19 protein-coding genes, 1 other RNA gene and 1 pseudogene are annotated in these 20,800 nt (G+C 72.5%); 10 read left to right on the top strand and 11 right to left on the bottom strand.

The genetic code is table 11. The features are described 5' to 3' along the window. Positions 1–4 precede the first annotated feature (4 nt). The 4 genes from NH339_RS05085 (at position 5) to NH339_RS05070 (ending at position 3,740) form a co-directional block, all read left to right on the top strand. Positions 5–1,300: an NAD(P)/FAD-dependent oxidoreductase gene (locus tag NH339_RS05085; RefSeq protein ID WP_253023166.1), complete on the top strand. Its 1,296-nt coding sequence runs from the start codon at positions 5–7 to the stop codon at positions 1,298–1,300. After that, positions 1,297–2,115 (top strand): DUF1365 domain-containing protein, encoded by an 819-nt coding sequence (locus NH339_RS05080; protein ID WP_253023164.1) that lies wholly within the window; start codon positions 1,297–1,299, stop codon positions 2,113–2,115. The genes NH339_RS05085 and NH339_RS05080 overlap by 4 nt, the downstream gene beginning before the upstream one ends. After that, a complete protein-coding gene (locus tag NH339_RS05075) occupies positions 2,112–3,344 on the top strand; it encodes a cyclopropane-fatty-acyl-phospholipid synthase family protein (protein ID WP_253023162.1) in 1,233 nt (410 codons plus the stop codon). Before NH339_RS05080 ends, NH339_RS05075 begins: the two co-directional genes overlap by 4 nt. 117 nt (positions 3,345–3,461) lie before the next feature. Then, positions 3,462–3,740: a WhiB family transcriptional regulator gene (locus NH339_RS05070; protein WP_067858509.1), complete on the top strand. Its 279-nt coding sequence runs from the start codon at positions 3,462–3,464 to the stop codon at positions 3,738–3,740. Between the two features lie 86 nt (positions 3,741–3,826). Here NH339_RS05070 and NH339_RS05065 read toward each other — a convergent pair whose 3' ends face one another. The 4 genes from NH339_RS05065 to NH339_RS05050 form a co-directional block, all read right to left on the bottom strand. After that, positions 3,827–4,984 (bottom strand): DUF3152 domain-containing protein, encoded by a 1,158-nt coding sequence (locus NH339_RS05065; RefSeq protein ID WP_253023222.1) that lies wholly within the window; start codon positions 4,982–4,984, stop codon positions 3,827–3,829. Positions 4,985–4,989: 5 nt separating this feature from the next. Further along, positions 4,990–7,920 carry a bifunctional [glutamine synthetase] adenylyltransferase/[glutamine synthetase]-adenylyl-L-tyrosine phosphorylase gene (locus NH339_RS05060; RefSeq protein ID WP_253023161.1) on the bottom strand — a complete coding sequence of 977 codons (2,931 nt, stop codon included), beginning with the start codon at positions 7,918–7,920 and terminating at the stop codon, positions 4,990–4,992. Positions 7,921–8,672: 752 nt separating this feature from the next. After that, positions 8,673–10,010: a glutamine synthetase family protein gene (locus NH339_RS05055; protein WP_253023160.1), complete on the bottom strand. Its 1,338-nt coding sequence runs from the start codon at positions 10,008–10,010 to the stop codon at positions 8,673–8,675. A gap of 53 nt (positions 10,011–10,063) precedes the next feature. Next, positions 10,064–10,462 (bottom strand): YchJ family protein, encoded by a 399-nt coding sequence (locus NH339_RS05050; RefSeq protein ID WP_253023159.1) that lies wholly within the window; start codon positions 10,460–10,462, stop codon positions 10,064–10,066. A 41-nt stretch (positions 10,463–10,503) separates the two neighbouring features. Between NH339_RS05050 and NH339_RS05045 the strand changes: the two genes are divergently transcribed. Together NH339_RS05045 and panB are read left to right on the top strand one after the other, a co-directional pair. Further along, a complete protein-coding gene (locus tag NH339_RS05045; RefSeq protein ID WP_253023158.1) occupies positions 10,504–12,264 on the top strand; it encodes an NAD+ synthase in 1,761 nt (586 codons plus the stop codon). A gap of 121 nt (positions 12,265–12,385) precedes the next feature. After that, positions 12,386–13,324 carry a 3-methyl-2-oxobutanoate hydroxymethyltransferase gene (gene panB, locus NH339_RS05040; RefSeq protein WP_253023157.1) on the top strand — a complete coding sequence of 313 codons (939 nt, stop codon included), beginning with the start codon at positions 12,386–12,388 and terminating at the stop codon, positions 13,322–13,324. Positions 13,325–13,433: 109 nt separating this feature from the next. On the opposite strand, the gene NH339_RS05035 is transcribed toward panB, so the two are convergent. Both NH339_RS05035 and NH339_RS05030 read right to left on the bottom strand, forming a co-directional pair. After that, a complete protein-coding gene (locus NH339_RS05035) occupies positions 13,434–13,706 on the bottom strand; it encodes a hypothetical protein (protein WP_253023156.1) in 273 nt (90 codons plus the stop codon). After that, positions 13,703–13,900, bottom strand: a complete 198-nt coding sequence (locus NH339_RS05030; protein ID WP_253023155.1) for a hypothetical protein — start codon at positions 13,898–13,900, stop codon at positions 13,703–13,705. Before NH339_RS05030 ends, NH339_RS05035 begins: the two co-directional genes overlap by 4 nt. Before the next feature lie 76 nt (positions 13,901–13,976). On the opposite strand from NH339_RS05030, the gene map reads away from it, so the two are divergent. Then, on the top strand, positions 13,977–14,825 hold the full coding sequence (gene map / locus NH339_RS05025; RefSeq protein ID WP_253023154.1) for a type I methionyl aminopeptidase: 849 nt from the start codon (positions 13,977–13,979) through the stop codon (positions 14,823–14,825). 104 nt (positions 14,826–14,929) lie between these two features. Here the strand turns inward: map and rnpB are convergent. Beyond that, positions 14,930–15,325, bottom strand: an RNA gene (gene rnpB, locus NH339_RS05020) — RNase P RNA component class A. 65 nt (positions 15,326–15,390) lie between these two features. On the opposite strand from rnpB, the gene NH339_RS05015 reads away from it, so the two are divergent. From NH339_RS05015 to NH339_RS05005, 3 genes are all read left to right on the top strand, one after another. Next, positions 15,391–15,780 (top strand): ACT domain-containing protein, encoded by a 390-nt coding sequence (locus tag NH339_RS05015; RefSeq protein ID WP_253023153.1) that lies wholly within the window; start codon positions 15,391–15,393, stop codon positions 15,778–15,780. A gap of 204 nt (positions 15,781–15,984) precedes the next feature. Next, the gene (locus NH339_RS05010; protein WP_253023151.1) at positions 15,985–16,560 is read left to right on the top strand and encodes a TMEM165/GDT1 family protein; all 576 of its coding nucleotides are present in this window, start codon (positions 15,985–15,987) and stop codon (positions 16,558–16,560) included. A 46-nt stretch (positions 16,561–16,606) separates the two neighbouring features. Further along, on the top strand, positions 16,607–17,368 hold the full coding sequence (locus NH339_RS05005; protein ID WP_253023149.1) for a YaaA family protein: 762 nt from the start codon (positions 16,607–16,609) through the stop codon (positions 17,366–17,368). Between the two features lie 19 nt (positions 17,369–17,387). Here NH339_RS05005 and NH339_RS05000 read toward each other — a convergent pair whose 3' ends face one another. From NH339_RS05000 to NH339_RS04985, 4 genes and pseudogenes are all read right to left on the bottom strand, one after another. After that, positions 17,388–18,563 carry a bifunctional RNase H/acid phosphatase gene (locus NH339_RS05000; RefSeq protein WP_253023147.1) on the bottom strand — a complete coding sequence of 392 codons (1,176 nt, stop codon included), beginning with the start codon at positions 18,561–18,563 and terminating at the stop codon, positions 17,388–17,390. Next, positions 18,560–19,342, bottom strand: a complete 783-nt coding sequence (locus NH339_RS04995) for a zinc ribbon domain-containing protein (protein WP_253023144.1) — start codon at positions 19,340–19,342, stop codon at positions 18,560–18,562. Before NH339_RS04995 ends, NH339_RS05000 begins: the two co-directional genes overlap by 4 nt. Next, complete coding sequence (locus NH339_RS04990; RefSeq protein ID WP_253023142.1) at positions 19,300–20,445, bottom strand: Nif3-like dinuclear metal center hexameric protein; 1,146 nt, start codon at positions 20,443–20,445, stop codon at positions 19,300–19,302. Before NH339_RS04990 ends, NH339_RS04995 begins: the two co-directional genes overlap by 43 nt. A gap of 29 nt (positions 20,446–20,474) precedes the next feature. Further along, positions 20,475–20,800 (bottom strand): annotated as a pseudogene (locus NH339_RS04985) (recombinase RecQ); the annotation flags it as partial.

Raw genomic sequence — 20,800 nt, 5'->3', positions numbered from 1 at the left:
TCACATGACCACCTCTTCGACGCCCGCGACCGGCAGCGACCGCCCCCGGGTCGCCGTCATCGGGTCCGGCGTCTCCGGCCTGACCGCCGCCTACGTGCTGCGCACGACCCACGACGTCACGCTCTTCGAGGCCGACGACCGCATCGGCGGCCACGCCCACACCCACGCCGTCGAGGCTGACGGGACGACGCACCACGTCGACAGCGGCTTCATCGTGCACAACGACCGGACGTACCCGCTGCTGCGTCGGCTGTTCGCCGAGCTCGACGTCGCCGTGCACCCCACCGAGATGTCGATGAGCATCCACTGCGACGGCTGCGGCCTGGAGTACGCGGGCGGCCGCAAGCTGCCCGGCCTGTTCGCGCAGCGCCGCCGCATCGTCGACCCCACCTACCTGCGCCTGCTCACGTCGGTGAAGCGCTTCCAGCGCGCCGCCCTGGCGCTGCTGGAGAGCGAGCCCGACGACGCCGAGCCGCAGACGTACGGCGACTTCCTGCGCCTGCACGGCTTCTCCGACCACTTCGTGGCGCACTACGCGATCCCGGTCGTGGCCTGCGTCTGGTCGTCCGGCCAGGACACCGCGCTGCAGTACCCCGCGCGCTACCTGTTCGCCTTCCTGCGCCACCACGGCTTCCTGTCCGTCACGGGCTCGCCCCAGTGGTTCACGGTGCAGGGCGGCTCGAACGCCTACACCCGCAAGGTGGTCGAGGCGATCGGCGACGTGCGCGCCTCCACCGCGGTCCGCGCCGTCTCCCGCAAGCCCGACGGCGTGGTCGTGCTCGACGCGTCCGGTCAGGAGCACGTCGTCGACTCGGTCGTGATCGCCACGCACGCCGACGACGCGCTCGCGCTGCTCACCGATGCCACCGACGACGAGCGCCGCGTCCTGGGCGCGTTCGAGTACTCGCGCAACGAGACGGTCCTGCACCAGGACGCCAGCGTGCTCCCGGAGGCCGAGGGCGCCCGCGCGTCGTGGAACTACCGCATGGACTCCTGCGAGGGCCGCGGCGAGGCGACCGACGTGACCTACTGGATGAACCTCCTGCAGGGCATCGAGAGCAGCCGCCCGTACCTCGTGAGCCTGAACTCCAGCGACCGCGTCGACCCGACGACGGTGATCGCCACGATGCAGTACACGCACCCGGTCTACACGCCGGCCTCCGTCGCGGCCCAGCGCGAGCTGCCGACGCTCTCCGACGGTCGCACCGCCTTCGCCGGCGCCTACCACGGCTGGGGGTTCCACGAGGACGGCTGCCGCTCGGGCGTCGAGGCCGCCCGGTCGCTCGGAGCGACCTGGTGACGGCCGCCGACGTCGAGCGCACCACGACGGGCGGGACGGAGCAGCGTCGTCTGCCGGTGCTGCCCGCGCTCGTGGTCGGCGACGTCGCCCACACCCGACGCGTGCCGCTGCGGCACCGCTTCCGCTACCGCGTCTACCAGTGGCTGGTCGACGTCGACGACCTCCCGCGGATGCCGCGCTGGCTGCGCCCGTTCTCGACGTTCCGCGCCGCCGACCACATCGGCGACCCCGACCGCTCGCTGCGCGAGAACGTCGAGACGTTCTGCCGGGCGCAGGGCCTCGACGTCACCGGCCGCCGGATCGTCATGCTCGCGAACGCCCGCACGCTGGGTCACGTGTTCGACCCGCTCTCGGTCTTCTGGATCCTCGACGGCGAGCGCACCGAGGCGATCGTCGCGGAGGTGCACAACACCTACGGCGAGCGGCACGCGTACCTGCTGCAGCCCGACGAGAAGGGCCGCACCGCCACGGAGAAGGCGTTCTACGTCTCGCCGTTCTTCACCGTGGCCGGACGGTACGACCTGCAGTTCCGGCTGCAGCCCGACGTCGTCGCGAGCACCGTCGTCCTGCGCCAGTCGCCCTCTGACGAGGGCTCCCCCGCCTCGCGTCCCGACGAGGCCGTGTTCACGGCGACGTTCCGCGGCCGGCCGCTGCCCGCCACGCGACGTCGGCTGGTGCGGCTCCTCGTGACGATGCCCCTCATGACCCATCGGACCAGCCTGCTGATCCGAATCCACGGTGTGTGGCTCTGGCTGCGCCGACTCCCGGTCGTCCCGCGACCGCATCACGAACCCCAGGAAGGCACGACCCGATGACCGACGTACTCGCCACCCGCTGGCCCGGCATCGCGCAGACCCCGCGCACCCCGTTCAAGGCGCGCGTCGCCAAGGCGATCCTCCGCCCGGCCGTGTCGCGCACGCCCGTGCGCCTGACGTTCCCCGACGGCACCGTGTGGGGAGCCGGCGAGCCCGGCGCACCCGAGATGGAGGTGCGCCGTCCAGCCGCCTTCTTCAGCCGGCTCGGCCACGACACCAAGATCGGCTTCGGCGAGGCCTACATGGCCGGCGACTGGACCACCGGTCCCGGCACCGACCTCGCCGACCTGCTCACGCCCTTCGCGGAGCGGCTGACGACCATCGTGCCCCCGTCGCTGCAGAAGCTGCGCGGCCTCGTCGACCGGCAGCTGCCGCAGCACGAGCGCAACACCAAGGAGGGGTCGCGCTCGAACATCGAGCGACACTACGACCTCTCCAACGACCTCTTCGAACGCTTCCTCGACCCCACGATGACGTACTCCTCTGCCTGGTTCGCGTCCCCGGAGGAGTCGCTGGAGCAGGCGCAGTACCGCAAGCTCGACGGCATCCTCGACCAGGCGGGCGTCACCGAGGGCACCCGGGTCCTCGAGATCGGCAGCGGCTGGGGCTCGCTCGCGATCCGCGCCGCGCAGCGCGGCGCGGCGGTCGTCACGATCACCATCTCCTCGGAGCAGGCCGCCCTGGCCCAGGAGCGGTTCGAGGCGGCCGGCGTCGCCGACCGCATCGAGCTGCGTCTGCAGGACTACCGTGACGTCACCGGCGAGTTCGACGCCGTCGTGAGCTGCGAGATGATCGAGGCCGTCGGCGAGGAGTACTGGCCGACGTACTTCGCCAAGATCGACGAGGTGCTCGCCCCCGGGGGCCGCGTCTCGATCCAGGCCATCACGATGGCGCACCACCGCTACCTCGCGACGCGCAACTCCTACGGCTGGATCCAGAAGTACATCTTCCCGGGCGGCCTGATCCCGTCGCTCGAGGCGATCGACGAGACCCTCGCCGCGCACACCCACGGGCTCGCGGTGACCGACCGGCGCAGCCTCGGGCAGGACTACGCGCAGACGCTGCGTCTGTGGCGCGAGCGGTTCGAGGCGAGCTGGGAGGAGATCGCGACCTTCGGGTTCGACGAGACCTTCCGTCGGCTCTGGGAGTTCTACCTCGCGTACTGCGAGGCCGGCTTCGGCGTGGGCTACATCGACGTGTTCCAGCTGCGCATGGAGCGCCCTGCCTGACCGGTGGACCCGACCCGTGCCCCCTGGGGCCGGTGTGACGGATGTGACCCATCCGTAGACGACGCGGCGTCGAACTCCTGGTGACGGGATCGTCCGTCACGTCGAACAGGAGGGGCCATGGCGAGCACCAGCCGACTCCCGGACCCGATCCAGGAGTCCTACGAGTGGCAGCACCGCGGAGCGTGTCGCGGTGTGGATCCGGAGACGTTCTTCTCCCCCGAGACAGAGCGTGGTCCGCGTCGACGCAGCCGCGAGGCGGTGGCGAAGGCGCTCTGCGCGCGCTGCCCCGTGGTGGCCGAGTGCCTCGACCACGCCCTCACGGTGCGTGAGCCGTTCGGCGTGTGGGGCGGGCTCAACCAGACCGAGCGCGAGCACCTGCTGCGCGATGCCGGTTGAGCTGGGCCGACTGATCTGGGCCGGTTGAGCTGGGCCCGACTGACGTGGGCCGACTGACGTGGGCCGACTGGTCTGGGCCGACGCGCTCAGAGCTCGTCGCGGCGCGGCCACGGGTTGACCCGGCAGCCGTGCAGCCCCTTCGACTGCTGCTGCATGATCGGCGCCGCCTGACCCCGACCCGGGCAGCCGAGGTGCCCGCGTCCGAGGAAGTGGCCGACCTCGTGGTTGACGACCATGTGCCGGTAGTCGCGCACCGATCCCCTGGCCGACCGCCACACGCGCGTGGTGTGCACCCACCGGTCCTCGTTGATGATCACGTTCCGGCCGACCCGGCAGCTGTAGAGCACGCTGCACTCCGTGGAGTACGACGTGAGGCGCGAGGCCCGCGCGAGCACGAGCGTGAAGTCGCCGCCCGAGCGCACCTCGCGGAACCGGACGCCGGCTCCCGGCCAGCCGCGCGCGTCGGCGAGCGTCTCCGCCGCCTGGCGACGGAAGGTGGCGAGGCCGCCCCGCGCACCGTCGGAGCGGACGGAGTAGGTGAGGGTGCGGCGCGCGTCGCGGCGGTGACGCACCGGTGCGGTCACGGCGGTGGCCGAGGACGTGCGGTGGTAGGCCTTCGAGACCGTCACGCGCACGCGGAGCCGGTGGCCCACGTCGGCCGGTGCGATGGCGTACCGACGCTGCGTGGCGCCCCGGATGACGGTGCGGTCGCGGTACCACTGGTAGCGCTTCGTCAGGCCGCTGCTGCTCCAGCGTCCGGCCGACGCCTGGAGCACCTGGCCGTAGCGTCGGGTGCCGGAGATCCGAGGCGCGGTCCGCACCGTGAGCGGCGCCGGGGCGACGGCGGCTGTCGGACCGGTGGTCGTGGTGGCGGGCTCGAGGCCGTCGGCGCTGGCGACCACGCGAACCGCGACGCGTCGGCCCACGTCGGCCCCCACGAGCCGGTACGTGGCAGCCGTCGCACCCCGGATCGGGGCACCGTCGCGCAGCCACTGACGGCCGACCTGCGCGGTCCCGGGCTCGTAGCGTCCGTTCGTCGAGGTCAGCGTGGACCCGTAGCGTGCGGTGCCGGTGACCGCGGGTGCCTCGACGACCTGCACTGCGGCGGGGGTCGGCTCGGTCGGGGTCGGCTCGTCGGCCGACGCGGGGCCGGCGGCGACGAGCAGCCCGACGGCCAGGACCGTGCTCGTCACGAGGGACGAGGCGCGTCGACCGCGGCGGAGGATCGGTCCGGTCGACGTCATCGCGCTCACTCCCAGAAGATGCGTTCGACGACCTGTCTGGCGTGCCGGGTGGCACGCAGGTAGTCGTCGACCATGCGTTCGCTGTGCTGCTGACCGTACCCCAGCAGGTGCGCGACGCCAGCGCGTTCCTCGCTCTGCTCCACCATCGACTCCGCCGGCTTGCCGCGCATGAGCACGACGGCGTTGCGGATGCGGCTCACCAGCCGCCACGCGTGCAGCAGCACCTCGGCGTCGTCCGCGGTCACCAGCCCGGCGTCGGCAGCGGCTGCGAGGGCGCCGCAGGTCGACGTCGTGCGCAGTCCGGGAACCGCGTGGGCGTGCTGCAGCTGCAGGAGCTGCACGGTCCACTCGACGTCGGCGATGCCGCCGCGACCGAGCTTGAGGTGCGTCTTCGGGTTGGCGCCCCGCGGGAGGCGCTCGGCCTCGACGCGGGCCTTGATGCGCCGGATCTCGCGGACCTGCGCGTCCGAGACGCCGCCGTCGGGCCAGCGCAGCGGGTCGACGAGTGCCTCGAACCGGGCGCACAGGTCGGGGTCCCCGACGCTGGCGCGAGCACGCAGCAGGGCCTGGGACTCCCACACCGCCGAGTACTTCTCGTAGTAGGACGCGTAGGCGGCGAAGGAGCGGACCAGCGGCCCGTTGCGGCCGTCGGGCCGCAGCTCGGCGTCGACCTCGAGGGCCGGGTCGTCGCCGGGCGCGCCGAGGGTGGTGCGCAGCGACGTCGCGACGGCCGTCGCGGCAGCCGCCGCCTCCCCGTCGTCGGCGCCGGGCAGTGGCTCGTGCACGAACATGACGTCGGCGTCGGACCCGTAGCCCGACTCGCGGCCGCCGAGACGGCCCATGAGGACCACGGCCATCCGCGTCGGGAAGGGCTCCTTGCCGGCCTCCTCCCGCTGGCGGGCGACGGCTCCGATCGAGGCGGTGAGCGCGGCGCCGAGCGTCGCCTCCGTGAGGTCGGACAGCGCGGTGCCGACCTCGTCGATGTCGAGCCGGCCCAGGACGTCGGCGATGCCGATGCGCGACAGCTCCCGACGTCGCACGCGGCGGACAGCCTTGATCGCCTGGTCGGGGCGGGTGTGTCGCCGCGCGGCGAGCTGCATCTCCCCCTGCAGACGTTCCGCGTCGCGCGGCACCAGCTCGGCGTCGTCGCCCAGCAGCGCGACGGCGTCGGGCGCACGCTGGACCAGGTCCGACACGTAGCGGCTCGAGCCGACGACCGCCGCGAGCTGCTCCGCCCCCTCGCCCTCGTCGCGGAGCTTGCGCAGGTACCAGTGCGACTCCCCCAGCGACTCGCTGATCCGCCGGAACGCGAGCAGGCCGACGTCGGGCGCGGGCGACTCCGCGAACCACTGCAGCATGGCCGGCAGCAGCGAGCGCTGGATCGCGGCGCGTCGGGACACGCCCGACGTGAGGGCCTGGATGTGCGCGAGGGCACCCTTCGGGTCCTTGAAGCCGAGCGCCATGAGCCGGGCCTGCGCCGCCTCGGGCGTGAGCCGCAGACCCTCGTCGGGCAGGGAGGTGACCGCCTCCAGGAGCGGTTGGTAGAAGAGCTTCTCGTGCAGGCGTCGCACGAGGCGCTTGTGGGCCTGCCAGTCCTTGACCAGACCCTCGGCCGGGTTCGCCCGGTAGCCCATGGAACGGCCGAGACGTCGCAGGTCCTCCTCGTCGTCGGGCACGACGTGGTTGCGGCGCAGCCGGTAGAGCTGGATGCGGTGCTCCAGGGTGCGCAGGAACTCGTAGGCGTCCTCCAGGGCGGCGCCGTCGCGCCGGCCGACGTAGCCACCCTCGGTGAGCTTGCGCAGCGCCTCCAGGGTCGTCGGGCTGCGCAGCGACGCGTCGCCGCGACCGTGCACGAGCTGCAGCAGCTGCACCGAGAACTCGACGTCGCGCAGACCGCCCGAGCCGAGCTTCAGCTGCCGGTCGCGCTGCTGCGACGGGATGTTCTCGATGACGCGCGTGCGCATCGCGCGGACGTCGCGCACGAAGTTCTCCCGGGTGCTGGCGTCCCAGACCTTCGGCGACAGCGCGTCGAGGTAGGCCTGGCCGAGCTCGGCGTCGCCTGCCGCGAACCGTGCCTTCAGCAGCGCCTGGAACTCCCACGTCGACGCCCACCGGTCGTAGTAGGCGACGTGGCTGCGCAGCGTGCGGCTCAGCGGGCCCTGGGTCCCCTCGGGTCTCAGGTTCGCGTCGACCTCCCAGATGGTGCCCTCGCGGGTGTGGTCGGAGCAGAGGCGCATCATGGCCGACGCGAGACGGGCGGCGATCCGTCCTGCGGCCTGCTCGTCGGCGCCCTCGACGGGCTCGTGCACGAAGATCACGTCGACGTCGCTGACGTAGTTCAGCTCGCGGCCGCCGGTCTTGCCCATCGCCATCACCGCCAGCCGCACGCAGTCGGCGTCAGGCTCGTCGCGGCGCGCCAGGTCGAGCGCGGCGCCCAGGGTCGCCATGGCGAGGTCGGCGAGCTCGGCCGACGACTCCTCGAAGCTGGTCAGCGCGGTCAGGTCGCGGGCGGCGACGTGCAGCAGCTTGCGGCGGTAGGCGACGCGCAGGGCGTCGGCGTCGTCGGCATCGCCGAGCTGCTGGCGCATGACGTCGAGGTCGAGCGGGACGGGCGACAGCCGGTCGGCGGCGAGGTCCTCGACGTGCTGCGGGTGCCGGGCGAGGAAGTCGCCGAGCGCCTCGCTGGTGCCGAGGACGATGAGCAGTCGCTGCCGCAGCTCCGCATCTCCCCGCAGGGTCGCGAGCAGCCGCTCGACCCCCCACGTCTCCGCGATCGCCACCAGCGACGCGAGCGCGGTGTCGGGGCTGGCGACGGACGCCACCTGCTCCACGAGTGCGTCGTCGATGCCGTCGAGGCGGGCGAGGTGGGCCGCGGCAGCCGCCCCGTCGCGGAACCCGCGACGCGCCAGGGCCAGCTCGGGAGACTCGGTGGGCACGCTCGCAGGCTACCGGGGGCGCGTGGAAGGTCGGTGGTCACCGGGGGCGTCGGGGTCCGACCTGCGGCTGCGTCGGTGTGGTTCTCGCTCGGGTGGGGCTGCGTCGGCGCGGCTTCTCGCTCGGGTGGGGCTGCGCTGGTGCGGCTTCGAGTCGTCGTGCGCTCCGAAAGGCCTCGACCGGGCGGCCGGCGAGCGCGCTGGTCCGGGGTCTCGGGCCGCGGGTCGCGCTCGGAGTGCACGCACGATTCTGCGTTCTCACCCCCTCAGCGGTGGATCTGCCACCGAATCGCCCTCGGCGGTGGATCTGCCACCCTTCCCAGCGCTCGAAGGGTGGTGGATCAACCGCTCAGGGGGCCAGACATGGCAGCGCTTCTCCCTTCTCGTGGACCGTGCCACGAGAAGGGAGAAGCACTGCCCGCCCCACCCTCAAGGACACCCACGATTCTTCCTTCGTGCGCTGGAGGCCGAACGCTTCTGCATTGACGACGGGATCCCGTAACAGACGCAGAAGGCTTGGCCCCCCACGCACGAACGCAGAAGATTGCGTCCACCGAAGGCCACAGCCCGAGAACCGGAGGCGCCGCCGCACCCCGCCGCCCGGTCGAGGCCCTTTCGGAGACCACCCCCAGCGCCAGCCGAGGCAGCGCACCACCACGACAAGACCCCGCAGGCAGCGCACCAGCAAGGTCAAGATCCCCCGCGCCAGCGCACCAGCACGGTCACGACCGGCGCACAGCCGGCCGCCCCGCCCGTCAGAGGACGGGCAGGAGGCGGTCGATCTCGAACTGGGTCACCTGGGAGCGGTAGGCGTCCCACTCCTGACGCTTGTTGCGCAGGAAGAAGTCGAAGACGTGCTCGCCCAGCGTCTCGGCGACGAGCTCGCTGCTCTCCATCTCGCGGATCGCCTCGTCGAGGTTGCGCGGCATGGGCGTCAGACCCATCGTCTTGCGCTCCCGGTCGGTGAGCGACCAGACGTTGTCCTCGGTCTCGGGCGGCAGGGTCGAGCCGTTCTCGATGCCCTTCAGCCCGGCGGCGAGGACGAGCGCGTAGGTGAGGTAGGGGTTGCAGCCGGCGTCGATGCCGCGGTGCTCGACGCGCGCGGAGCCGCTCTTGTGCGGCTTGTACATCGGCACCCGCACGAGGGCGGAGCGGTTGTTGTGGCCCCAGCTGAGGTAGTTGGGGGCCTCGTAGCCGCTCGCCAGCCGCTTGTAGGAGTTGACCCACTGGTTCGTCACGGCGGTGATCTCCGGCGTGTGCTCGAGGACGCCCGCGATGAAGGAGCGGCCGGTGGCGCTCAGCTGGTACTCGGCGCCCGCCTCGTAGAAGGCGTTCTCGTCGCCCTCGAACAGCGACAGGTGCGTGTGCATCGCGGAGCCGGGGTGCTCGGTGAACGGCTTGGGCATGAACGAGGCCCACTTGCCCTGGCTGAGCGCGACCTCGCGCACGACCGTGCGGAAGGTCATCACGTTGTCGGCGGTGGAGAGGGCGTCGGCGTAGCGCAGGTCGATCTCCTGCTGTCCCGGCCCGCCCTCGTGGTGGCTGAACTCGACGCTGATGCCCATGTTCTCGAGCATCGTGATGACCTCGCGACGGAAGTCCTGGCCGCCGCCCTGCGCGGTGTGGTCGAAGTAGCCGGAGTCGTCGACGGGCACCGGCCGGCCGCCGACGTCAGGCTTGCCCCGGAAGACGTAGAACTCGATCTCCGGGTGGGTGTAGAAGGTGAAGCCGGCCTCGGCGGCCTTCTGCAGCGACCGCTTCAGCACGTGCCGCGGGTCGGCGAACGACGGCGAGCCGTCGGGCATCGCGATGTCGCAGAACATGCGGGCCGTCGCGGGCGCCTCGCCCCGCCACGGCAGGATCTGGAAGGTCGACGGATCGGGCTTGAGCAGCATGTCGGCCTCGTGCACGCGGGCGAAGCCCTGGATCGCCGACCCGTCGAAGCCGATGCCCTCGCTGAAGGCTCCCTCCAGCTCCGCCGGGGCGATGGCGACCGACTTCAGCGAGCCGAGCACGTCGGTGAACCAGAGCCGCACGAACCGGACGTCACGCTCCTCGAGCGCCCGGAGGACGAAGTCTTCCTGCTTACCCATGGCCAGAGTCTCGCACGGGTCGTGTTACGGCGATGTTTCGTGGTCGGGGCGGCTCAGCGGAGCGTGCGCGGGCCGTCGTCGACCATCCGTCCGCGGACGTACTGCCACCCGTCGTCGGTGCGCGCGAAGCGGCTCACCTCGTGCAGGACACCTGGTCCGTCGGCGAGGTAGGCGGCCCGGAACTCCACCACGCCGAACGTGTCGTCGACGTCGCCGGCCTCGGTGCGCAGCACCTCGAGGCCGAGCCACTCGAGGCCCGGGTCGTGGTCGACGCGCGCCGGACGGGTGGTCGGGTGCCAGGTGCGCAGGAGATGACCGCCGTCGCCGCGGACGTAGGCGGTGTACCGGGACCGCATGAGTCGCTCCGCCGTCGGGACGGGCTCGCCGTCGAGGTACGGCCGGCAGCAGCCGTCGAAGGGTGCACCGGTGCCGCACGGGCAGGTCCTCGCCATGACGACATGATGCGGCACGCTCGACGGCCTAGGCTGACCACGTGCCTCAGCTCCGACTCGCCCTCGCTCAGGTCAACCCACGTCTCGGCGACCTCGACGGCAACGTCGAGCTCGTCGTCGCCGCCGCGCACGAGGCGGCGCAGGCGGGTGCCCACCTGCTGGTGCTGCCGGAGATGGTGCTGAACGGCTACCCGGTCGAGGACCTCGCCTACCGGCTGTCGTTCATCGAGGCCAGCCGCGCCCTGGTGCCCGACCTCGCGACACGCCTGGCCGACGAGGGCCTCGGCGACCTCGTGGTCGTCGTCGGGCACCTCGACACCGCGAAGGACCACATCGACACCGAGCGGCTCGGGGTGCCGAAGAACGCGCCCACGAACTCCGCGTCGGTGCTCACGGGCGGCCGCGTCGTCACCCGCTACGACAAGCACCACCTGCCGAACTACGGCGTGTTCGACGAGTTCCGTCACTTCGTGCCCGGCGACGAGACGCAGGTCGTGCAGGTGCACGGCGTCGACGTCGCCATCGCCATCTGCGAGGACATCTGGCAGGACGGTCCGTCCGCCGCAGCCGACGCCGCGGAAGCCGGTCTGCTGGTGGTGCTCAACGGCTCCCCGTACGAGGCCGCGAAGGACGACACGCGGCTCGAGCTCTGCGCCCGACGCGCCCGCGAGGGCAGCTGCGCCCTCGCGTACGTGAACCTCGTCGGCGGCCAGGACGAGCTGGTCTTCGACGGCGACTCCCTCGTCGTCGACGCCGCCGGCGAGCTCGTCGCCCGCGCGGCGCAGTTCGAGCCCGAGCTGCTCGTGGTCGACCTCGACGTTCCCGCCGCGACGGCCCCCATGCCCGATCGCGACACGCGCTTCCACGGCCTGCGCGTCGAGCGCACCGTCATCTCCGCCGACCCGCTCCCGGCCTACGAGCCGGTGGCCCCGACGGTCGCCGAGCGGTGGGACGACCTCGGCGAGCGGTACTGGGCGATCGTGCTCGGCCTGCGCGACTACGTGCGCAAGAACGGCGGCTCGACGGTCCTGATGGGCCTCTCCGGCGGCATCGACTCGACGCTCGTCGGTGCGATCGCCGTCGACGCGCTCGGTGCCGAGAACGTCTTCGGCGTCTCCAACCCGAGCGCGTGGTCGACCGACCACAGCCGCACCGACGCCGACGAGCTCGCCCGACGCACGGGACTGCAGCTCGACACCGTCCCGATCGCCCCGATCTTCGAGGCCTACCAGTCCGCGTTGCACCTGGACGGCATCGCCGAGGAGAACCTGCAGGCCCGCATCCGCGCGGTGATCTGGATGGGGCTGTCGAACCAGCACGGCCACCTGGTGCTGGCCTGCGGCAACAAGTCGGAGCTGGCCACGGGCTACTCCACGATCTACGGCGACGCCGTAGGCGCCTACGCACCGATCAAGGACCTGCCCAAGACCCTCGTGTGGGAGGTCTCGCGGTGGCGCAACCGGTGGGCCGAGGAGCGCGGCGAGACGCCCCCGATCCCCGAGAACGCGATCAGCAAGCCGCCGTCGGCGGAGCTGCGCCCCGGCCAGCTCGACTCCGACTCGCTGCCGCCGTACGAGCTGCTCGACGCCGTGCTCGACGCCTACGTGGAGCGCGACCTCGGCGTCGCGGCGGTGATCGCGGAGGGCTTCGACCCTGCGCTCGTCGAGCGGGTCGTCACCCTCGTCGACAAGGCCGAGTACAAGCGCCGTCAGTACCCGCCGGGCCCGAAGGTCAGCCGACGCAACTTCGGCCGCGACCGGCGCGTGCCAATGACGAACGGGTGGCGCGAGTCGCTCGACTGAGCGCGACCGTGGCTCCTGCGCATGACCTGAGGCACAGCGACGTGACAAACGTCGTCGATGCGGCAGGATGGGTCACGTCCGTGGACCCCCACCGAGGGGCTGCGAGAAGAGAGGGAAGACCATGACCGAACCCACCCCTGCCCCGACGCAGGCCGGCACCCCCGTCGGCGCCGAGGAGCCCGCGCCCTACGGCGGCGGCACCTCCCCCGCCCCGGCACCCGCTGCCGGCCCGGCGTCCGGTCCGACGACCGACCCCGCCATCCGACGTGTCCGGACGCACCACCTGCAGCAGTGGAAGGAGCAGGGCCACAAGTGGGTCATGCTCACCACCTACGACCAGTACACGGCCGCGACGTTCGACGAGGCAGGCGTGCCCGTGCTCTTCATCGGCGACTCCGCCGCGAACAACGTCTTCGGCTACGCGTCGTCGCTGCCGGTGACGGTCGACGAGCTGCTGCCGCTGGTCAAGGCCGTCACCCGCACGGCTCGTCGCGCGCTCGTCGTGGCCGACCTGCCGTTCGGCTCCTACCAGCGCTCCCCCGAGCAGGCGTACGACACGGCCGTGCGGTTCATGAAGGAGGGCGAGGCGCACGTGGTCAAGCTCGAGGGTGGTGCGGAGATGGCGCCGCAGATCGAGCTGCTGACGAAGGGCGCGGTGCCCGTGATGGCCCACATCGGCTTCACGCCGCAGTCCGAGCACGCCCTCGGCGGCTACCGGGTGCAGGGTCGCGGCGACGCGGCGTCACGTCTCATGGAGGACGCCCTCGCGGTGCAGGAGGCCGGCGCCTCCTCGGTCGTCATGGAGATGGTGCCGGCGCCCATCGCGGCCGAGATCACCGAGCGGCTGCACATCCCGACCATCGGGATCGGCGCCGGCCCGAGCTGCGACGCCCAGGTCCTCGTCTGGCAGGACATGCTCGGCCTGCGCACGGGCAAGGCGCCGCGCTTCGTCAAGCGCTACGCCGACCTGCACGGCATCATCCTCGGCGCCGCGCAGGAGTTCGCGGCCGACGTCGCGTCCGGCACCTTCCCCGCGCCGGAGCACTCCTTCGACGCCTGACGCAGGCTCGCCGGCCGGGCCTGTTTACGTGGGGCCCCACGTGAACAGGCTCTCCCCCACGCAGGCGTGCGCCCGATCTGCGCGTTTGCGTGGGGCCCCACGCAAACGGTCAGACCTGCCAGCCCCAGGCGAGCACACCCACCGCGTTGAGGGCGACCCAGGCCGCGAGGGCGTACACCGGCACCCAAAGCGCGTCGGCGGGACGGGTGGCGATGCGGCGGCGCAGCAACGGGACGAAGCACGCCAGCACGAGCAGGTGCAGGAGGATGCCCCACCACGGTGCGTAGAGCACGGTCGAGACGACGAGCCACAGCATGACGACGAGGCCGCCGACCCCGATCCACGGGCCCGACCGCTCCCGCTCGCGTCGTGTGCGCCTCACGGGCGAGGGGCGTCGTCGTTCCAGTCCGGGTCGTTGTCCCACGACTCGTTGCGCTCCTGGACGGTCTCCAGGGCGTGCTCGGCGGCACTCTGCGTCGGGTACGGGCCGAGACGGTCGGAGGCCTTGCAGCCGTCCTCCCCCTCGACGGTGTGGTGCTTCAGGCAGAAGTAGAAGGCGGGGGCTTCGGCACTCATGACGCCATCCTGCCGCACCACGAGCACCACCGCCCCTCACCCGGGCCGGCTCCGGCGGTCCTCGTAGCATGCCGGGGTGCCTCTCCTTCGCCCCGGCCACGTCTCCCCGCTGCGTCACGTCCCGTCGACGATCGATCGTCCCGAATACGTCGGCCAGCCGGCACCGCTGCCCTACCGTGGCCCGCTGGTGCGCGACGCCGACACCATCGAGCGGATGCGGGTGGCGGGCCAAATCGCCGCCCAGGCTCTCGACGCCGTCGAGGCGGCCATCGCGCCGGGCGTCACGACCGACGAGCTAGACCGCGTCGGTCACGAGTTCCTCCTCGACCACGGCGCCTACCCGTCCACGCTCGGCTACCGCGGCTACCCGAAGTCGCTGTGCAGCAGCGTGAACGAGGTGATCTGCCACGGCATCCCCGACGACCGTCCGCTCGACGACGGCGACATCGTCAACATCGACATCACCGCCTACGTCGACGGCGTCCACGGCGACACCAACAAGACCTACCTCGTGGGCGACGTCGACGAGGAGTCGCGGCTGCTCGTCGAGCGCACCCGCGAGGCCACCCACCGGGCGATCCGGGCCGTGAAGCCGGGTCGGCGCATCAACGTGATCGGTGCGGTCATCGAGGCCTACGCCAAGCGGTTCGGGTACGGCGTCGTGCGCGACTTCACGGGTCACGGCGTGGGGCCCGCGTTCCACGACGGCCTGATCGTGCCGCACTACGACGACCCGGCCGCGGACACGGTCATCGAGGTGGGGATGACGTTCACGATCGAGCCCATGCTCACCCTCGGCACGATCGAGTGGGACCAGTGGGACGACGGCTGGACGGCCGTCACGCGCGACGGCTCGCGCACCGCGCAGTTCGAGCACACCCTGCTCGTCACGCCCGACGGCGCGGAGATCCTCACCCTCCCCTGACCCGGGTTCGACGGGAGGTCCGCGCGCCGGCAGGGGTGCCGGGCCCTGGGCGGCCGAGCGCCGGCAGGGGTGCCGGGCCCTGGGCGGGCGATGGACACCGAGAGGGAACGAGGCGGCCTGTAAGCCGGATTCTGTCCCCGGCCCGAGGGCCGGGGGGCGACCATCCATCTGGGTCACGCATTGCTGCGCGCCTCGAGCGACCTACCCGCTGACATCGGACGAGCAGCCCGTCAGCGCAGGCGCCGGAGCGCCCTCTTGGTCTTGCTCCCGGTGGGGTTTACCGAGCCGACGCCGTCGCCGACGTCGCTGGTGAGCTCTTACCTCACCGTTTCACCCTTACCCGCACCCCGTGACCCGAAGGTCGCAGGGCCGCTGGCGGTCTGTTCTCTGTGGCACTGTCCCGCACGTCGCCGTGGGTGGCTGTTGGCCACCACCGTGCTCTGCGGAGTCCGGACTTTCCTCGACGGGCCGGAGCCCGCCGCGGCCGCCCGGCCGCCTCGTTCGTCGCCCAGTCTAGGCCGCAGGTGACTCCGCCCGGGACCCCGGACACGTCTACGCTGGACGTGTGGAGCTCGAGGACGAAGCCCGGACGACGTCGACGGTCGGCGAGCTGCGCCCGCGCCTGCACCCGGAGCCGGTCGTGTACGCGATCGTCGCGCCCGGCTTCGACACCTCGACGGCCCTCGCCACCGTGCGCGAGCGCGAGGGCCTCACGGTCGTGGTCGAGCAGGTGGAGGCCGAGGAGGACGGGCTCGTGTACGAGTTCGTGGGCGCGTGGATCACGCTCGCCGTGGTCTCGGCGCTGGACGCGGTCGGGCTCACCAGCTCCATCTCCACCGCCCTCGCGGCCGAGCAGATCGCCTGCAACGTCGTGGCCGGCTTCCACCACGACCACCTCGTCGTCCCGTGGGACCGACGTCACGATGCGCTGCGCATCCTCGATGCCCTAGGGTGAGGGGCGCGAAAGGGAGTAGTCCCCAATCGCTGCGTCGACATACTGATGCCGGGTCCTCGGGCCCCGCCTCCGGTGCAGCGGGCCAGGGCCGTGCGAACGGTCCGGCGGACGAGACTTTCGACCCGACTGTCGTACACACACGACGATCCGGGTCGAGGCTCGTCGATCGTCGCTCCTCGCCCTGGGTCGGACGAGGAGAATCCCATGTTCGAGGCCCTGTGGCTCAGCACCGCCGTCATCTTCGTCGCCGAGCTCGGCGACAAGAGCCAGCTGATGGCGATGACGTTCGCCACCCGGTACCGCGCACGCGACGTGCTGCTCGGCATCACCCTAGCGACGGCGATCGTCCACCTCGCGTCGGTCGGCATCGGCTACGCGATCGGCTCGAGCTTCGAGCAGTACCAGGGACCGATCGCGATCGCGGCGGGTATCGCCTTCCTCGGCTTCGCGGCGTGGACGCTGCGCGGCGACGAGCTGACCGACGACGAGGCCGAGAAGGCGAAGAAGGCCACCGGGTCGGCGCTCCTGGCCGTGGGCCTGGCGTTCTTCCTGGCCGAGCTGGGTGACAAGACGATGCTGGCGACCATCACGCTGGCCGTCCGCGAGGACTGGCTCGGCACCTGGATCGGCAGCACCGTCGGCATGGTCGCCGCCGACGCCCTCGCGATCGTGGTGGGCGCCGTCCTCGGCAAGCACCTGCCGGAGAAGGTCATCAAGATCGGCGCTGCGGCGGCGTTCGCGATCTTCGGCGTGCTGCTGATCGTCGAGGGCCTGCGCTGACCGGCCGGCGCGCTGCGGTCCGACGCGACCTCGATAGGCTCGCCAGGTGCTGATCCTGCTCCCGCCCTCCGAGGGCAAGACCGCAGCGGCCGACGGTCCCCCGCTCGACCTCGACGCACTGTCGTTCCCGCGGCTGCACCGCGTGCGCGACCAGGTGTCCCGTGCGCTCGTGCGGCTGGCCGGGACGCGGCGGGCGGCCGAGGTGCTCGGCCTCGGCCCGACCCAGGCCGACGCGATCGAGACCGACGCCCGCCTGTTCGAGGTGCCCTGTGCCCCCGCCGGGTCCGTCTACACCGGGGTGCTGTTCGGCGAGCTCGACCTCGCCTCCCTCGACGCCGACGCGACGGCGCGTGCGGACGCTTCGGTCGCCGTCGCGAGCGCGCTCTTCGGGCTGGTCCGCGTCGGCGACCCGATCCCGGCGTACCGGCTGTCGGGCACGGTCACGCTCCCGCGCCTCGGGCCGGTCGCGGGACGCTGGCGTCCCGTGCTGCCCGACGTGCTCGACGAGGCCGCCGACGGCGGTCTGCTGGTCGACCTGCGGTCCGGCGCGTACGTGAACCTGGGCAAGCCGTCCGCCGACCTGGCGCCGCGCACCGCGACGGTGCGCGTGCTGCACGAGCAGGACGGCCGCCGCACGGTCGTCAGCCACTTCAACAAGGCGACCAAGGGTCGGCTTGTCCGCGCGCTCCTCGTCGAGGGCGCGCAGCCGACCTCGGTCGACGAGCTCGTGGTCGCCTGGCGCGACCTCGGCTGGACGGTCGAGCAGGACGGCACCCGTCTCGACGTGGTCACCACCGGCGCGCACTGACCGCACGCGTCCGGCCCCTCTACTCCGGGACGATCGAGAACCCGCGCAGCGACGGCGTGCCGTCGGGCCACCAGGCGATCGTGGTGATGCTGGCGGGGGCGAGCTCCATGCGGTGGATGATCGACATCGGTCCGTCGAGCGCCAGGCGCGTCATCAGCTTGATGGGGGTGACGTGGCTGACCACGACGACGGTCTCCCCCGCGTGGTCGGCGAGGATCCGGTCGCGCGCCTCACGGACCCGCTCCTGGACCTGGTCGAAGGACTCGCCACCGGGAGGGGCGACCGACGTCGAGGCGAGCCAGGCCGACATCTGCTCGGGCCAGCGCTCCATGATGTCGCCGAAACCGTGACCGTCCCAGTCGCCGAAGGCGGCCTCCTCGACGCCGTCGTCGACCGCGACCTCCAGCCCGGTCTCGCGGGCGACGAAGCCGGCCGTCTCCCGCGTCCGCCGCAGCGGGGACGCGACGATGGCGTCGACGTCGTGGTGCCGCGCGATCCACGCTGCGGCCCGGGCGGCCTGGGCCTCCCCCTCGGCGACGAGACCGGGGTCGGAGCCACCGCGCCCGCAGAACAGCTTGCGCTGGGTGTTGGCCGTGACACCGTGCCGCAGGAGCACCAGGGTGGTCGGGCGTCCGTGCACGTCGCCACGCCAGCCGAGCAGGGGGTTCGTGTCCTTGGCGCCGCCCGCGGCAGGTGCGTCGACCGCGGCCGTCACGTCGTCGGCGGGTCGTGGGGCGCCGGTCTCCTGCCGGACACCGGTGCCGACGACGGCGGGCTCGCCCGTGCGCGCCTGCGCGTCGAGCGCCTCGTTCGCGAGCGCGTCGGCGGCGGCGTTGCGCTCCCGCGGCACCCACGTCCAGTCCGTGACCGCTCCCGCGAGCTCCCGGGCCTGCGCCGCGAGCGGCTGCATCGACGGGTGCTTGACCTTCCACCGGCCCGCCATCTGCTCGACGACCAGCTTGGAGTCCATCCGGACCTCGACGTCGGCGCCCGGTGCGTGCTCGGCGGCGAGCTCGAGCCCGGCGATGAGGCCGCGGTACTCGGCGACGTTGTTGGTGGCGGTGCCGATCGTCTCGCCCCGCGTGGCGATCACCTCGCCGGTGTTCGCGTCGCGCACGAGGGCTCCGTAGGAGGCGGGTCCCGGGTTGCCCCGTGACCCGCCGTCGGCCTCGACGACGACGCGGGGGGTGCTCACAGCCCTGACTCGGCCGTCCGGACGAGGATGCGGCTGCACTCGGGGCAGCGCAGGACGTCGTCCTCCGGGCGGGCTGCCAGCTCGCGCAGGTCGGCGCCGTTGAGCTCCAGGCGGCAGCCCTCGCAGCGACGCGCCCGCAGCGCGGCGGCGCCGAGCCCGCCGTACTGCGCCCGCACCTTGTCGTAGAGCGCCAGGAGGTCCTTCGGGACGGCCGGCGCGGTCGACTCGCGCTCGCTCTGCACCGAGACGATCTCGTCGTCGATGGCAGCGACGGCGGCGTCACGCGCCGCGGTGACGTGCTTGAGCTCCGCGACGAGGGCATCGTGGTCGGCCGTGACGGCACGCAGCTCCGCCTCGGCGATCTCGAGGTCCTCCATGACGGTGAGCTCCTCGTCCTCGAGCGTCGCGATGCGTCGCTCGAGCGCACCAAGCTCGTGCTGGAGGTTCTCGAGGTCCTTGGGGTTGGTGATCGCCCCGGAGGAGAGGCGCTCCTCGTCGCGCGTGCGCCGCGCCTTGACCTGCTCGACCTCAGCCTCGGCCTTGGCCTGCACCCGGGCGAGGTCGCTGACCTTCGTCTCGACCTCGATCTGGCGCCCACGCAGCTGCGCGACCTCCTGCGTCAGCTCCTCGATGCGCGCGATCTCGGGCAGGGTGCCGCGTCGGTGCTGCAGACGGGCGAGCGCGGAGTCCTGGGTCTGCAGCTCCAGCAGGGTCTGCTGGGCGGACGGTTCGGCTTTCAGGGGGTCCTCCTGGGTGCGGGAGCCAGCGCGTGCGACCAAGGATCGGTCACGAGCGTCGACACGTGGACGTCAACCGTATCGCCCAGCCGGTCCTGCAGTGCGGACGCCGCCACCGGCAGCCACGTCCACTCCGCCGCCCAGTGCGGCACGTCGACGACGGCGCAGGCGCCCGGACGCTCGAGGTGCTCGCTCACCGGGTGGTGCTTCAGGTCGGACGTGACGTAGACGTCGGCACCGGCCGCGTCGGCCGTCGGGAGCAGGAAGTCGCCCGATCCGCCGCACAGCGCGACCGTGCGCACGGTGCGGTCGAGGTCGCCGGCCACGCGGGTGGCGCTGCCGTGCGCGGGGAGGGTGTGGTGGACGTGCTCGACGAACTCGCCCAGCGTCGTGGGCTGCGCGAGCACCCCGATGCGCCCGCTGCCCCGCTCGCTCGGTCGGGCTGCCGTGGGCAGGAGGAGGTAGGACACCTCCTCGTAGGGGTGGGCCTGCAGCAGGGCGGAGCGCACGGACTCACGCACCGCGGCGGGCGCCACGAGCTCGAGCCGGGTCTCCTCGACGTGCTCGAGCGCCCCGACCTCGCCGATCGTGGGGTTCGCGCCCGCCAGCGGACGGAACGAGCCCGTGCCGTCGGAGCGGAAGACGGCCGAGTCGTAGTCGCCGATGCTCCCCGCACCCGCGCCGTGCATGGCGGCGGCCACGGCGTCGGCGTCGGGGCGCGGGACGTGCACGACCCAGGCGTCGAGCCCAGGATCGGTGTCGACGTCGAGCGGGCGGACGTCGGTGAGCCCGAGCGCCAGGGCCATCGACTCCGAGACGCCGAGCGGCGGCGAGTCGGCGTTGGTGTGGCAGGTGTGCAGGGCCACGCCGTGCGACGCGAGGGTGTGCACGACCCGGCCCTTCGGCGTCGTGGCGGCCACAGACGTGACGCCCTTGAGGTACAGGGGGTGGTGCGTGAGGAGCAGGTCGGCTCCGCGCGCGACGGCCTCGTCGGCGACTGCCTGGACGGGGTCGACGGCGAGGAGGATGCGCGCGACCTCGGCGTCCGGGTCGCCGACGACGGTGCCCACGGCGTCCCAGTCGTCGGCCCACCGTGGGTCGTAGAGCTCGTCGAGCACGCGGACGACGTCACGCAAGGTCGGCATGGCGGCCACCCTACGACCCGAGCGCGGCCCTACCCCACCGAGCCGAGCGCGAACGGCAGCACCGCGTCGGCCCCGGCGAGGCGCAGCTCGCGCGACGCCACGGCCATGGTCCAGCGGCTGTCGACGAGGTCGTCGACGAGCAGGACCGGACCGGAGAGCCCGGCCAGGGCCTGCCGCAGGTCGTCGGACACGACGAACCGTCCCCACACGCCTGCGAGCCGGAACGCGCTGTTGCCCCCCTGTGTGGTCTGTGGTGCGCCCGGCGCGAGCTGCAGGGGCGGCAGCAGCGGGAGGCGGCCGAGCCGCGCGAGCCCCTCGGCCACCGAGGCCACCAGCGTGGGTCGCGCGGCCGACG

Source organism: Aeromicrobium sp. CnD17-E, from assembly GCF_024124745.1.
In the GTDB taxonomy this organism is placed as follows: Bacteria; Actinomycetota; Actinomycetes; order Propionibacteriales; family Nocardioidaceae; genus Aeromicrobium.
Note: the sequence above shows the minus strand (reverse complement) of the source record. Positions and strands in the feature narration are given on the sequence as shown.

Coding starts and splice junctions, on each gene's coding strand:
- NH339_RS05030 (WP_253023155.1), bottom strand. CDS start 13,900: ATGAGTGCCGAAGCCCCCGCCTTCTACTTCTGCCTGAAGCACCACACC.
- NH339_RS05050 (WP_253023159.1), bottom strand. CDS start 10,462: ATGGCGAGGACCTGCCCGTGCGGCACCGGTGCACCCTTCGACGGCTGC.
- NH339_RS05085 (WP_253023166.1), top strand. CDS start 5: ATGACCACCTCTTCGACGCCCGCGACCGGCAGCGACCGCCCCCGGGTC.
- NH339_RS05055 (WP_253023160.1), bottom strand. CDS start 10,010: ATGGGTAAGCAGGAAGACTTCGTCCTCCGGGCGCTCGAGGAGCGTGAC.
- panB (WP_253023157.1), top strand. CDS start 12,386: ATGACCGAACCCACCCCTGCCCCGACGCAGGCCGGCACCCCCGTCGGC.
- NH339_RS04990 (WP_253023142.1), bottom strand. CDS start 20,445: ATGCCGACCTTGCGTGACGTCGTCCGCGTGCTCGACGAGCTCTACGAC.
- NH339_RS05075 (WP_253023162.1), top strand. CDS start 2,112: ATGACCGACGTACTCGCCACCCGCTGGCCCGGCATCGCGCAGACCCCG.
- NH339_RS05065 (WP_253023222.1), bottom strand. CDS start 4,984: ATGACGTCGACCGGACCGATCCTCCGCCGCGGTCGACGCGCCTCGTCC.
- NH339_RS05010 (WP_253023151.1), top strand. CDS start 15,985: ATGTTCGAGGCCCTGTGGCTCAGCACCGCCGTCATCTTCGTCGCCGAG.
- NH339_RS05070 (WP_067858509.1), top strand. CDS start 3,462: ATGGCGAGCACCAGCCGACTCCCGGACCCGATCCAGGAGTCCTACGAG.